This is a genomic window from Agrobacterium larrymoorei, from assembly GCF_005145045.1.
Taxonomy (GTDB): domain Bacteria; phylum Pseudomonadota; class Alphaproteobacteria; order Rhizobiales; family Rhizobiaceae; genus Agrobacterium; species Agrobacterium larrymoorei.
This window is the reverse complement of record NZ_CP039692.1, coordinates 97,933-110,478: the sequence shown is the minus strand read 5'-3', so window position 1 is coordinate 110,478 and position 12,546 is coordinate 97,933. Positions and strand designations below refer to the sequence as shown.

General features: G+C 54.5%; 14 protein-coding genes and 2 pseudogenes. 9 read left to right on the top strand and 7 right to left on the bottom strand.

Annotated elements, in window-relative coordinates; genetic code table 11:
• Positions 1-185 precede the first annotated feature (185 nt).
• Positions 186-1,079 carry an NAD-dependent epimerase/dehydratase family protein gene (locus CFBP5473_RS14870; RefSeq protein WP_027677057.1) on the top strand — a complete coding sequence of 298 codons (894 nt, stop codon included), beginning with the start codon at positions 186-188 and terminating at the stop codon, positions 1,077-1,079.
• Between the two features lie 409 nt (positions 1,080-1,488).
• On the opposite strand, the gene CFBP5473_RS14865 is transcribed toward CFBP5473_RS14870, so the two are convergent.
• Positions 1,489-1,704, bottom strand: a complete 216-nt coding sequence (locus CFBP5473_RS14865; protein ID WP_027677056.1) for a winged helix-turn-helix transcriptional regulator — start codon at positions 1,702-1,704, stop codon at positions 1,489-1,491.
• 94 nt (positions 1,705-1,798) lie between these two features.
• Here CFBP5473_RS14865 and CFBP5473_RS14860 point away from each other — a divergent pair, with 94 nt between their 5' ends.
• Positions 1,799-2,224 (top strand): DoxX family protein, encoded by a 426-nt coding sequence (locus tag CFBP5473_RS14860; protein ID WP_136954385.1) that lies wholly within the window; start codon positions 1,799-1,801, stop codon positions 2,222-2,224.
• A 107-nt stretch (positions 2,225-2,331) separates the two neighbouring features.
• Here the strand turns inward: CFBP5473_RS14860 and CFBP5473_RS14855 are convergent, their stop codons facing one another.
• The 3 genes from CFBP5473_RS14855 to CFBP5473_RS25360 form a co-directional block, all read right to left on the bottom strand.
• Entirely contained in the window at positions 2,332-2,814 is a 483-nt protein-coding gene (locus CFBP5473_RS14855) for a cupin domain-containing protein (RefSeq protein WP_136954384.1), read from the bottom strand.
• A gap of 458 nt (positions 2,815-3,272) precedes the next feature.
• Positions 3,273-3,557 carry a SemiSWEET family sugar transporter gene (locus CFBP5473_RS14850; protein WP_234881870.1) on the bottom strand — a complete coding sequence of 95 codons (285 nt, stop codon included), beginning with the start codon at positions 3,555-3,557 and terminating at the stop codon, positions 3,273-3,275.
• 343 nt (positions 3,558-3,900) lie between these two features.
• Entirely contained in the window at positions 3,901-4,038 is a 138-nt protein-coding gene (locus CFBP5473_RS25360; RefSeq protein WP_234881830.1) for a hypothetical protein, read from the bottom strand.
• Positions 4,039-4,176: 138 nt separating this feature from the next.
• On the opposite strand from CFBP5473_RS25360, the gene CFBP5473_RS14840 reads away from it, so the two are divergent.
• On the top strand, positions 4,177-4,716 hold the full coding sequence (locus CFBP5473_RS14840) for a nitrilase-related carbon-nitrogen hydrolase (RefSeq protein WP_027676540.1): 540 nt from the start codon (positions 4,177-4,179) through the stop codon (positions 4,714-4,716).
• Between the two features lie 184 nt (positions 4,717-4,900).
• Here CFBP5473_RS14840 and CFBP5473_RS14835 read toward each other — a convergent pair whose 3' ends face one another.
• Positions 4,901-5,785 carry a PAS domain-containing protein gene (locus tag CFBP5473_RS14835; RefSeq protein WP_027676541.1) on the bottom strand — a complete coding sequence of 295 codons (885 nt, stop codon included), beginning with the start codon at positions 5,783-5,785 and terminating at the stop codon, positions 4,901-4,903.
• 234 nt (positions 5,786-6,019) lie between these two features.
• Between CFBP5473_RS14835 and CFBP5473_RS14830 the strand changes: the two genes are divergently transcribed.
• Positions 6,020-7,189, top strand: a complete 1,170-nt coding sequence (locus CFBP5473_RS14830; RefSeq protein ID WP_027676542.1) for a zinc-dependent alcohol dehydrogenase — start codon at positions 6,020-6,022, stop codon at positions 7,187-7,189.
• Positions 7,190-7,525: 336 nt separating this feature from the next.
• On the opposite strand, the pseudogene CFBP5473_RS14825 reads toward CFBP5473_RS14830, so the two are convergent.
• Positions 7,526-8,345: pseudogene (locus CFBP5473_RS14825) on the bottom strand (manganese catalase family protein).
• 318 nt (positions 8,346-8,663) lie between these two features.
• Between CFBP5473_RS14825 and CFBP5473_RS14820 the strand changes: the two are divergent.
• Together CFBP5473_RS14820 and CFBP5473_RS14815 are read left to right on the top strand one after the other, a co-directional pair.
• Entirely contained in the window at positions 8,664-8,972 is a 309-nt protein-coding gene (locus CFBP5473_RS14820) for a type II toxin-antitoxin system RelB/DinJ family antitoxin (RefSeq protein ID WP_027676543.1), read from the top strand.
• Positions 8,969-9,262 carry a type II toxin-antitoxin system RelE/ParE family toxin gene (locus CFBP5473_RS14815; protein ID WP_084631769.1) on the top strand — a complete coding sequence of 98 codons (294 nt, stop codon included), beginning with the start codon at positions 8,969-8,971 and terminating at the stop codon, positions 9,260-9,262. Before CFBP5473_RS14820 ends, CFBP5473_RS14815 begins: the two co-directional genes overlap by 4 nt.
• 69 nt (positions 9,263-9,331) lie before the next feature.
• On the opposite strand, the gene CFBP5473_RS14810 is transcribed toward CFBP5473_RS14815, so the two are convergent.
• Positions 9,332-9,571, bottom strand: a complete 240-nt coding sequence (locus CFBP5473_RS14810; RefSeq protein WP_027676544.1) for a UTRA domain-containing protein — start codon at positions 9,569-9,571, stop codon at positions 9,332-9,334.
• Between the two features lie 45 nt (positions 9,572-9,616).
• On the opposite strand from CFBP5473_RS14810, the pseudogene CFBP5473_RS14805 reads away from it, so the two are divergent.
• The 3 genes and pseudogenes from CFBP5473_RS14805 to CFBP5473_RS14795 form a co-directional block, all read left to right on the top strand.
• Positions 9,617-9,949 (top strand): annotated as a pseudogene (locus tag CFBP5473_RS14805) (ATP-binding cassette domain-containing protein); the annotation flags it as partial.
• A gap of 34 nt (positions 9,950-9,983) precedes the next feature.
• Positions 9,984-11,204, top strand: coding sequence for a M20 family metallopeptidase (locus CFBP5473_RS14800; RefSeq protein WP_027676545.1), 1,221 nt, complete (start codon positions 9,984-9,986; stop codon positions 11,202-11,204).
• Positions 11,205-11,714: 510 nt separating this feature from the next.
• The gene (locus CFBP5473_RS14795) at positions 11,715-12,533 is read left to right on the top strand and encodes an alpha/beta fold hydrolase (protein ID WP_027676546.1); all 819 of its coding nucleotides are present in this window, start codon (positions 11,715-11,717) and stop codon (positions 12,531-12,533) included.
• The last annotated feature ends 13 nt before the right edge of the window (positions 12,534-12,546 follow it).

Below are 12,546 nucleotides of genomic sequence, written 5' to 3'. Positions count from 1 at the left end.
AACCTGGCGATACATTTGCCAGGTCCTCCTTTATCCGAAGCGTAACACTTCACGTCGTCCCACGATTTAAGTTTCTTAAGGTTTGACTGCGGCATGTGTTAGGGCTGAACTCATAATATCGTTCCGTGTCAGCTATTCGCTGAATGAAGGTATTTGGAGTGCGAGAGCTTTAAGAGGAGGCAGAAATGGCCAAGCGTATCGTTTTTACAGGTGGCACAGGCAAGGCGGGGCGTCATACGGTTCCCAAGTTGCTGGAGAAGGGATATTCCGTTCTCAATATCGATCTGAAGCCTCTGGATCTGCCGGGTGTAAACACCCTGATTGCCGATATCACCGATAGCGGACAGGTCTTCAATGCGCTGACGACGCATTTTGGCTTCGACGGGTTCGAACATGGCGCTCCGCCTTCCGCACCAGATGCTCTCGTGCATTTCGCGGCCATTCCCCGCGTTTTGATCGAGCCTGACAACGAAACCTTCAAAGCGAATGTCGTTGGCACCTACAATGTCATCGAGGCTGCGATGAAGCTCGGTGTCCGCAAGGTGATCATCGCATCGAGCGAGACGACATATGGCGTGTGTTTTGCAGAAGGGGACAAGGATTTCCACGCGTTTCCACTGGATGAGACCTACGATTCCGACCCCATGGATAGCTATGGCCTGTCGAAACTGGTGAATGAAAAGACGGCACGTGCGTTCGCCATGCGCTACAAGGCCGACATCTACGCGTTACGCATCGCTAATGTCATCGAGCCGCATGAATATTCCAAGTTCCCGTCCTTCCTCGACAACCCGATGTCTCGCAAACGCAACGCCTGGAGCTATGTGGACGCGCGGGATCTGGGCAATCTCGTCCATCTTTGCATCGAAAAGCACGGGCTCGGCTTCCAGGTTTTCAACGCGGTCAACGATACGATCACAGCCGATCTGCCGACCGCCGAATTCCTTGCCAAATACTGCCCAGACACGCCGATCCTGCGAGAGATGGCAACCAACGAGGCTCCGCTTTCCAATAAAAAAGCGCGCGAGGTTCTTGGTTTCAAGGAAGAGCATCCATGGAGACGTTACGTCGCCAGATAAGGCCTGGGCCAGCTATCCAACTTCCGTCCGAGCAAGACACGAATGGCAGATTCGTCACCCGAACCTGCCATTTGTTTTTGACGCCCGCATTTATCCCGTGACAGAAAAACATCTGCAAAGAATGTTTTCTCAACACTCCCAGTCCGGCTGTCCGCGCGCCCCTATTCCCATTAGATCAATCGTGTGAAACGTACATTTTGGCATCGACGCCAATGTTTGCTTGCAAGCTCTGAGCGGTTGAACGGTGGCGAAGTAATAATAAAACATGGCTCGTTGATCGCGCCTGCAACGGAAGAAGCCCGAGGCCTATTCAGCAAGTTAGACTATTTTGACAACTCCAGAACAAGGTATCCGCGGTTAATTCCTGGTCAAGAGCAAACCTATTCAGGTGGGCGTGTCATCCAGTTCGTCATGAGAGACCGTACCATGCACCGCGGCCTGCGCCGTGCGGGGCGAGGTGTCCTTGATCCACGAGTGCCTTGAGATGATCCTTAATGGTGTGACGGCTGGCATAGGTGACCCGGGCAGCCTCGGCGACCGTGATCCGCCCGTGCTCGCGCGCCAACTCAAGCAATGCGACGGATAATTCCGGCATGTCGGCGAGGATAATACGCTCACGCTCCATTTTCTTATCAAGCCGAGTCTTTTGTCGATGCAGGGCTCTTAAAAAGAACTCGAGCCAAAAGGTTCCAGTCGGGCTCAGCGCTGCGGATCGTTCCTTGCGTGCGACGAAGCGAGATGGGGCATCGAAACTAGCTGAGCGCATGCCCGATGCGCTGTACGTGATGCTTGGGCAGGACGGCATTGCCTTCTTCAGCCACTGCAATCTCCTGCACGGTCAGTCCAGTCGCGATCGCAAGGTCTTCTTCTTCATCGCCCTGACAGGACTGTGCGAGATTGCCGGCGCGCTCGGCCTATTGCTTTTTCGACTCCGCAAACTCGCAGGTTTTGCGCTGGCAACATACGCCGTCTATGTCTTTCCCGCGAACGTGAAACATGCCATCGACAGCATGAGGACCGCCGATCCGACGATCTGGTCGTGGATATACCATTGCATCCGCCTACCGCTCCAGCCTTTACTGGTATGGGGTGCACTGTTTGCCGGAGGAATAATCAACTGGCCTATCACAAAAAAGCATCGGTGATGCTCCACGCTCTGAACATCGCGCAGTTCGCGCGGCGCAAGCGTTGCCTGAGAAACGCTACGGCATGCATAGGTAGAAATGTCGATGCTCCAGCGATAAAAGCTTGCTCAACCCCATTTTTCGAGCAGCCCGCCTGAAGGGCCGTGGACCGGATCAGTCTCGGGTAAAGGAAGCGACGCAATCTTCTGCAGCATTCCCTTTGTGGCGGCTGATCGCTGGATATCGGCGTGCTGGTCCGCGGGATAAGCTCCAACGATCTGGAAATCTTCTGAGCTTCCGAGGTTCTGGTGACCTGTGCCAGCCGGCAGGAGGAGGCAGTCTCCTGACGAAACGTCTACCATTCGGCCGTCCGGGCCGCCGATTAGCAAGGTTGCAGTTCCACTTTTGACGCCCAGCACTTCATGGGCGCCGGCGTGATAGTGCTGGTAATCGAAGACGCCGTCTGTCCAGATCCCAGCCCAGGCGTTCAGGGCAAACAGCGTTTCAAAGTCATCGCCATCGTCGAGCTGAACCTGGTAATACAAAACGGGAAGCCGCTGATTGTTGGGTACCCAATCACTTGGCTCGAATACGATTGCCTCGACTTCCATGGCCGTTTCCTTCAAGACGAGGCCGGCTTGGTGCTCTCCCATCAATAGTCCTCATTCTTGCTTACCCGAAACAAGAACGATCGGGCGCAGCCATCGTTCCGAAGCCGACCGTTTGTGGAGCTTGGATGGGAGCCTCATCACGGGCTTGAAAGGCGTTTGAAGTCAGAAGGTGAGGGCTTTAGAATGCGTCAACGCGTTCCAAAGGCTGGAATTTCCATACTTATGATCCGGGATGATCTGGAGAGCAACAACGCCCAGCGGGCGGCAAGCCCGCCGCCGCCCAATCCCGTCCACCCGCATCGACCAATCGGGCACGGATCGGATCCAGCTTTTCTATTGCCATGTCCTTGTCGACGCCTTGTTTGCCGGAGACTCCAAAGTCATTCTCACTGTGGCAACGCTGATCTAGGTAGCAATCAGCGATGCCGAGTTGCCGTAAACCGTTGGCTCAGCCGTTCCTATCCGGAAAGGGAGTTCTTCGATTTACATTTCCCCGCAAACTCATTTGGTGCCTGTGATCTTGCACTCGAAGCGAGATTAGCGTTGCATATGGCGCGGATTTTCCTGATGAGGATATAACCCGAGAGACAGAAGCAGATCGAATTTGTTAGAATGATCGGCCACTCGGTTCTCAGGATGCCGAAAGTTGTCCACAGCGCGAAGCCAACGACCGTTAGTGCGTACATGCGTGCGGAGATCGCAGCTGTATCACCGGTTTTGAGTACCTTCCAGACCTGCGGCACAAAGCTCGTCACCGAGCAGATTGAGGCAAGATATCCTACCAATAATGTCGTATCCAATGATCGTCGTCCTCTACTTTAGACCGAGCGGATAGCGCTGGATCAACATGCTGTTTGGACCGCTTGTCACTAGGAACTTGCGCATTCGCTAGATTAAGCATGAACAGCTTTCAGCCACCTAAGATATGCACACTAAAGCCACTCTATCTCCGTCACGCGTATGATGATCTCATCCTCGGAAAGCTGGTTTTCCTGCCATTTACGGAATTGCGCCCACCAGACACGGTCGAGCTTATCCGTCATGATTTCGACAACAACGATCCCTCGCGAGGTCGCCGCTATCGCTTCACAAACTCTCTGCCGGAGCATTTGAGTGAAGGGTCACACCGCCAAACCGATCCGTCAGTTCGGCGCGGATGGAACCGAGCTTTTCGCGCACTAGCCTTTTTGTCAGCGGAAGCAGGATTTCGATAAGATGCGGCATTTCAAGTCCCGTGGTTGATCATTCTCTAACTTGACGGGTTGTAATCGGTTCCGCGGAACCGCGCGGGCGATAGTGGGTTCGCATATGGCTGGTTGGATCAATGCAATCCCGGACTGGCGCTTAAGGAGATGATCGCCCATGGAATTTCGGTCGCCTTACAGTCATGGCTTTGTGCGATGTGCCGTTTGCACACCAGCATGCGAGGTCGCTGATCCGGAATTTAACGCCAAGGCCATTTTTGAGCTTTCACGCCAGGGACACGATCATCACGTTGCCCTGATGGTGTTCCCTGAACTTTGCCTCCCCGGCTATGCCATCGACGATCTGCTCGGCCAGAATATTCTCCTCGATGCGGTCGAGGCGTCAATCGGTGCGGTTCTCACGGCAAGTGCGGACCTTGATCCAGTACTTTTGATCCGTGCCCCGCTACCGCGTGAGGGACGGCTATTTAACTGCGCTCTGGCGGTTCACGGCGGAAAAATCCTTGGGGTCGTGCCAAAGGCCCATCTGCCTAATTACCGTGAGTTTTACGAGAAACGATGGTTTGCTTCTGGTCGCATCATCAGGGATGCCGAAATAACTGTCGCCGGTAGGTCGCGGATCACTGGCCGTATTGGAAAGAACGAGCGAATGACTGGTGCGCAAGATTGCAACGAGCTGTTCCCCAAACAGTTTTAGGAGAAAGCGTTTAGGCATCTCTTGTCCGTTGCGGATGTGCTGACCATGGGTCTCGCCCACTTCCGCGCCGGGTTTGCCGTTTACCTCAGTCAGCTGCGCGCGGCTCGCGTGCTCGACAAGAACGCGGCACGCGGTTTCGGCAACATCCGAGGGTGCCGAGAGCGGTCGCAATGCGTCGCTGGCTTCAGCAGAAACGCTTGTCGTTTCTCGCTGTCGCGTAGCGCCCTTCCGCCTTGCGACGTTGAGGTACGTCTCGAAATACCACGGCCACCTGCTTTGCTCCTAGCTCGCCAACGGGCGTAGCTTCAACCTCATACCAGCGCCCCAACGCATCGGCCCGGTGGTCGAACCGCTCGGATTTGCCTCCACGCGCAATTCTGCCAAAGGTTTCGATCCAGAGCGGCTCGTGCTTCGGTGCCATGTACAGTATGGATCGACCTACCGGATCTATCACTCCGGTCTGTTTTTCGAACGAAGGGTTTGTCATCAGGAACGTATAGTCGAAGGGTCTATCGTTTTCGTCGAACAACACCTCAAGCACACAAAACCAGTCTGCTATGCCATCGAATAGCAGGCGGTACTGCGCTTCGCTTTCGAAAAGTGCCGCCTCGGCACGCTTGCGGGCGTCGATGTCGATGTTGATACCCGCCCATTTTTCGATCCTTCCCGCCGCGTCAAGTACTGGCGCTGCGCGGACATTGGTCCAGCGCCACCCGCCGTCCGGGGCGCGAAGTCGAAACTCGGCGTTGACAAAATTGCATGCTGCCATTGCCGCTCGCCATTGCCGTTCTGCAAATGCCCGGTCATCGGGGTGGACCGCGTCCAACCAGCCGTACCCGAGCCACTCGTCCAGTGTCTGGCCAGTATAGGACCGCCAACTCGGGCTGTCGGTCGTAACGACACCCGATGCGTCCGTTTCCCAAACGGCTTGAGCCACGGTACCTATCAAGAGACGATGCCGGGCGTTGCTCTCTCGCGTAACGGCTTCAAGTCTTGCCGTTTCGGCCAGTTGCGCCTCGGCGCGGGCAAGGCGTTCCTCCAGCAATTTTATCGTTTTGGAAGCCTCCACGGCGCATGTCTCCCGGTTTAGTAACAGGTCGCTCAGGGAAATTTTAAATCATGTTGAGGACCTAACGCTTTCAACGCGCATATCGTCCCAGCATCGCAGAATCGCGTCGTTGACGAGAACATGCTCCACTTAAATCCAAGCTAACGCTAAAATAGTCAACGGCATGTCTGGAACACCTCAGACGCTTCTTGGTTCGTCCGCGTATCGATATCGATTACAGCGAGGATCACGAAAATGAAGGCTTTGACCTGGCACGGCAAGCACGACATCCGTTGCGAGAGCGTTCCCGACCCTGAAATCCAGGATGGCCGGGATGCGATCATCAAAGTCACGGCCTGCGCGATCTGCGGTTCCGATTTGCATCTCTACAACGGCATAATGCCGGAAATGCATCACGGCGACATCATGGGCCACGAAACCATGGGGGAGGTCGTTGAGGTTGGCACGGACAATAAGAAGCTGAAGGTCGGCGATCGTGTCGTCGTACCTTTCACGATCGCATGCGGCGAATGCTTCTTCTGCAAACGTGGGTTTTTTTCAGGATGTGAACGATCAAATCCGAAACCGGAAAAAGTCACCAAAATGTGGGGTAATTCGCCGGCCGGGCTGTTTGGGTACACCCATCTCTTGGGCGGCTATAGCGGCGGGCAAGCGGAATATCTGCGGGTGCCTTTCGCTGATGCGGGTCCGATCAAAGTGCCGGACGGTTTGAGCGACGATCAGGTTCTGTTTCTTTCAGACATTTTTCCAACCGGATACATGGCGGCAGACTTTTGCAACATCCAGCCGGGAGATACGATAGCCATCTGGGGATGCGGTCCCGTCGGCCAGATGGCGATCAAATCGGCCTTCATATTAGGAGCAGAACGGGTCATCGCCATCGACAGTGTGCCAGAGCGGCTGGCGTTGGCAAAGATGTCTGGTGCGATCGCGCTCGACTATCTCGAAGGCGACATCTACGATCAGATCATGGAATTGACCAATGGTCGTGGCGCTGACGCATGTATAGATGCAGTGGGGACGGAATCCGACCCATCCGCAAGCTGGGATGCGCGCATCGACCGGATCAAGGTGGCGACGTTCATGGGAACGGACAGGCCACACGTTCTTCGCCAGGCCATTCATTGTTGCCGTAATTTCGGTACGGTCTCGATTGTCGGAGTTTACGGCGGCTTCCTCGACAAGATCCCAATGGGATCAGCAATCAACCGAGGACTTACCTTCAAAATGGCCCAGACCCCGGTTCAGCATTATTTGTTGGTTCTGATGGATCGCATCCAAAACGGCGAGATTGATCCATCCTTTATCATCACACACACCGGCAAGCTCGAAGACTGGCCAGACCTATACAAGACCTTCCTTGAGAAGAAGGACGGTTGCGTCAAGGTTGTCCTCAAGCCGTGAGGGACTTAACCATATAATCAGCCGACTCTACGAATGCTTAGCAATCGTCACTGGTGCCTTTAGAGCATCGGTCTGGACGAGCGACGTTTCGATGGCTAACGCAAGCTGCTGCGTTGGCAACGGGTTTATGCGTCAGAATTTTAGTAAGATGTTCCGCGTAATGAAGACCAAATTTATCAAAACGACTATTTGGTTCAACAGATCAAGCGGCTCATCTGCTGAGCGAGGAAGCTCGCATTCTACCGAAGGGTTTTGATTGTCAACTTCATGCCCGGTATGTTTGAGGTTGCCCATAAAACAGAAGGCCGACCCAAAGGACGGCCCAACTAATCAGCGCTAGCCGATTTGTTCATTCTGCGCGCCGCTATCCGGGCGCGCTGGTCCTAGCACGGGCTCATCCCCCATCGGCACGTTTTCGAAGACAGTGAATTGCCCCTTCAGATCGACTGATGGGCCTTCGTTCCACGCGCTGGAGGCGGAACGGAGCCATCCGATGCCGCGGCGAAGAAATCGTAATTGTGGGTCTGATCTTCTTTTTCCTGCGGAAAGCTATTCGGGATTGGGAGTGCGCCTTCGTGTCCGCCTAACTCTTCGATAACTGCCAGCCTTTGTTGCTGATGCATGGTATCGCGAGCGATCATGAAATGAAGCATGTCCTTCATGCCGTCGTCGTGTGCGGCATTGTAAAGACGGGTGGCGAGCACCCGGCCGGTGCTTTCTGCCGCGACGTTGCAGTACATATACGCAGCAAGATTTCCGCTCGCATAGATATGGGACATATCGAACGGCACCCCTTCCGAATTGCCGGGAAAAGCTGCCATTCCAGTCGAGAGAATGTGCCTGTGCAGCATGCCTTCAACCACATGGCGTGGCTTTTCACCGCCCATAACTGCGCCCACTATTCCATCGGCTGCACCTGCCACGGCCAGACTAGCCGGGGCCTTGTCAAGATTGAGTGCAACAGCCGTCGCAAGCATCTCGATATGACCGATTTCTTCAGTTGCTGTGTGCAGCAGCATGTCGCGATACTTGGTGGTAGGGCAGCGCGCGCCCCACGCTTGGAAAAAGTACTGTATGCAAACACGAATCTCGCCCTCAACGCCTCCTATTGCTGAAGCATGCGCGCAAAAATCGGATCGGGTGCAGTGACGCTCACAAGATACTGTTAACGCTTATCGAAGCTGAACATTGGCCTCTCCTACTGTCTTGACCGTTGGTTACGCGGCCCGAGCATGGAGGTGCTGGCATGGTTCCTGGATAAATGCAGAAGGTCAGATTTGTTAGGATAGTAGAAAACCTACAAGATATGGGCGACCGTTTACGACAATATCTACAAGGGGTTTCTGGACCGGGCGCCGCGTGAACTGGCGCAATCGCAGTTTGGTATCGCACTTAAAAAGTAGATTGGCCAAAGACGAATGCTAGATTTTGTAATTCAATTGCATTACTATTAGGAATCAATCTGGAGATAGCTATGGCTGCAAATGCGCTCGTTCAAACTCGTATCGATGCTGACGTTCGTGACCGGGCGTCCCTCGTTCTGGAAGGTATGGGACTTACGGTGTCAGACGCGGTTCGCATATTGCTTACGAGGACCGCCAATGAGGGCATGTTGCCGCTTGAACTTCTTTCAGGCAGCGAGGCTCACGATACCTGGTTTCGTGCAAAGGTGCTTGAGGCGCTAAATGACACAAGACCGGATATTTCCGACGATGAAGTGGAAGCCCATTTCGAAAAGCGTCGGCATTCTGCGCGCAATAACGCGGCGGGTATAACGTCTTGAGACTAACGTGGTCCGCGTTTGCCTTATCGGATCGCGACACAATTTTTACTTTCATCGAGTTGGAGAACGCGGCCGCTGCCATTTTGGTCGACGAACGTATCGTCGTTGCAGTCCGTCGCCTGATCGATTTTCCAGCAAGTGGCAGGGCCGGAAGAATTGCTGGGACACGTGAACTTGTAATCAGCGGAACGCCTTACGTCGCAGTATATACGATCACAGAAGCTACGGTTCGAGTACTGCGTATTTTGCACGGGGCTCAGGAATGGCCTGAAGCTTTTTCAATCAGTTAGCCTTAGCCTAATAGCTTTCGGATCAAGGTGTTTGCAGTTCGATTTCATTCAAGGTGGGCAGCTCGCTGATCATTGAATTTCATTGACGTATCTGTGATTATTCGTCGTTGCTCTATGCTCTGAACAGAGAACCGGGACGGCAATTTGATCATAGGCCACTTCATCAATCGTCAGGACCGCCGCTGGGCGTTTGAGATTTAGCCATTTCTCATCCTCCTCGTTTGCAAGGTCGGCCGCTACCTGCTCCCTGATCGCCGAGATCCTGATCCCGTACTTCTCCAGAAGATGCAAATAAAAGAGTGGGGGCATGTCTTCCGGCGTGTCCGGCAAATCGGGCACCCGTTCACGAGGAAGCACCAGCTCTCGGGCGGGGAAAAGCAGCGCGTGGCGATCGCCCGTGCTTTCGCCTCAAAGCCGAAACTCGTTATCTGTGACGAGATCACCTCTGCTCTGGATGTATCCGTGCAGGCGTCGGTGGTGAAATTGTTGCTGGAACTTCAGAGGGCAAGCGGCACGGCTTACCTGTTTATTACCCACGATCTCAACCTCATTCGCCAGATCGCTCACCGTATTGCCGTCATGTATCGCGGGGATCTGGTCGAAGTCGTGAAGGCAGACGAGATCGATAGCGCCGAGCGGGCCGAATATACCCGCAACCTGATAGCAGCCGTGCCTCGCGCCGCCGCACAGTACAATTGGTTATATCGCAAGGAGCATGACAATGGACCCGAAATCCCTCGTGGAACGGATCGACGAAAACGCTTGCCTCGATTTCCTCTCGCAGATGGTTCAACACAAAAGCCACTCGGAAACAGAGGGCGAGAAGGATCTTGCCCGCTGGATGGCCGCGGAGCTCAAGAAAATCGGTGTCGAAGCCGAGCTTCAGCCGTTTGATGAGGGGCGCCGCTTCAACACCATCGGTCGCCTGAAAGGCGAGGGGGGTGGCAAGAGCTTGCTTTTCAACGGCCACCTCGACACCAACCCGGTCACCGAAGGCTGGACGGTCGACTCTTACGCGGGTCTGGTCGACGACAAGTACATTTACGGTATCGGCGTGTCGAACATGAAAGCGGGCGACGGTGCCTATTTCTGCGCCGTCAAGACGTTGCTGGAGGCTGGGATCAAGCTGAAAGGCGATGTGATCCTGACCTTCGTTGTGGGCGAGTTGCAGGGTGGCATCGGGACGCTTGCGGCGATTAAAAACGGCGTCAAGGCGGACTATTTCATCAACAGTGAGCCTAGCGATCTCGTCGCCGTGACGATGCATGCGGCCGCACTCAGCTACGTCATCGAATTAACCGGTCATACTCGCCATCTTTCGAAGCGAGAAGAATCCGTCGATGCGATTGCTGCTGCCTGCGATATCATTCCACGCATCTACTGCATGACATTCAGCGGAGCGAAGAGCGACGTTCACCGCTCGATCAACCGTGGTCACGTTGGTGTCGTGCATGGCGCACTCGGTCGCGATCTTGAAGAATGGCGGCCACCGCAGGTCGCGGATTTCGTGCGTCTGAAGGGCTCGTGCCGCTATGCGCCCGGCCAGACCCAGGAAGGCGTACTCGAAGACCTTGATCGGGAGCTGCGTGCGCTGGAAGAACGGTTCCCCGGCCTGAAAGCAAAACTCGTCCCCGAGCTCATCGAAGGCCGCCCTCTGATGCCACCATTCGAGGTCTCCCCTGAATCGCCTATCGTAAAATCGATCAATGCAGCCTATGAGACCGTGCGCGGTGAAAAGCAGCCGACCGGCGCAATCACGCCGACGCGTTTTTACGGCACGGATGCGGGACATCTGTATCACGAACTCGGCATAGAGGGCATCGTTTGCGGGCCGGGCGGGCGGTACAACACCATGCCTGACGAGCGGGTAGATATTGTCGACTTCCTCGACATGATCAAGGTCTATATTCTGACGATTTTGGATATCTGCGAAGTGGCGTAGAGATCCCTGTGGATTGACCTCATTTCTAGAGATGTTTGCCGGAATAGCGAAGCTTTTGATTACCTTAGCTCACGCATTCCGGCACGTCTCTTACCTTAATCAATCGTGTGAAACGTACATTTTGGCATCGACGCCAATGTTTGCTTGCAAGCTCTGAGCGGTTGAACGGTGGCGAAGTAATAAGAAACATAACTCGTTGATGGCGCCTGCAACGGAAAAAGCCCGAGCCCTGTTCAGCAAGTTAGACTATTTTGACAACTCCAGAACAAGGTGTCCGCGGTTAATTCCTGGTCAAGAGCTTAGACCGTGATTGGAGCCGCAATTTACAGTGTCCAGTTGTGCTTCCTGGCAAGAGCGGTCTTGACGATAACTGTGCGGGTTTAGCAGCCTCCGTCTTGCTGTGAGGGCTCGCAATCCAACAAGCGTCGTGACGGGAATACAGGCAAAGTTTTAAAGGAACTCTATCTGTGTTGCACGCTTTACCGGTGGCATCATCAAAGGAGTCACCAGATGGCATTCATCGAAGCAAAAGATGGCACGAAACTGCATGTCAAGGATATGGGAGAGGGTCGCCCGGTCATCCTCATCCACGGCTGGCCGCTGACCGGCGATATGTTCGAATACCAGACAGTCGCTCTGCTGGAAGCAGGCTTCAGGGTCATCACCTATGACCGTCGTGGTTTTGGCCAGTCTGGACATCCTGCACGCGGCTACAACTATGATACCTTCGCGGACGATCTGGCCGCCGTCATTGATGGCCTTGAACTCCAGAGTGTTTCGCTTGTCGGCTTTTCCATGGGCGGCGGCGAGATAGCTCGTTATCTCTCACGCCATGGCGCCTCGAAGGTATCGAAAGCAGTTCTTGTCGCGTCGGTTGCGGGTTATCTTCTCAAGGATGAAAGCAACCCTGATGGTGTTGATGTCAGCGTCTTCGAAGGCATGAAGAAGGATATTCGCAAGGATCGCTTCGACTTCCTGCAAAGCTTTGCCAAGACATTCTATGGCGTCGGCTTCGTGACCAGCCCGGTCAGCCAAGGCGTGCTGGATTGGTCATTCGTTCTTGGTGTCATGGCAAGCCCGAAGGCTACAATCGATTGCGTTGACGCATTCGGCAAGACGGACTTCCGGCCAGATTTCGCGGCGTTTACAGTTCCAACGCTTGTCATCCACGGCACGGGCGACAAGACGGTGCCAATCGATCCGACAGGCCGAGCGGCTGCGAACGGTATCGCGGGAGCAAAGCTCATCGAGTATGACGGCGAACCTCATGGCCTTTTTGCGACCGTACCTGATCGCCTGAACCAGGACCTGATTGAGTTTCTTGCCTGATTTGAAGGGTGGG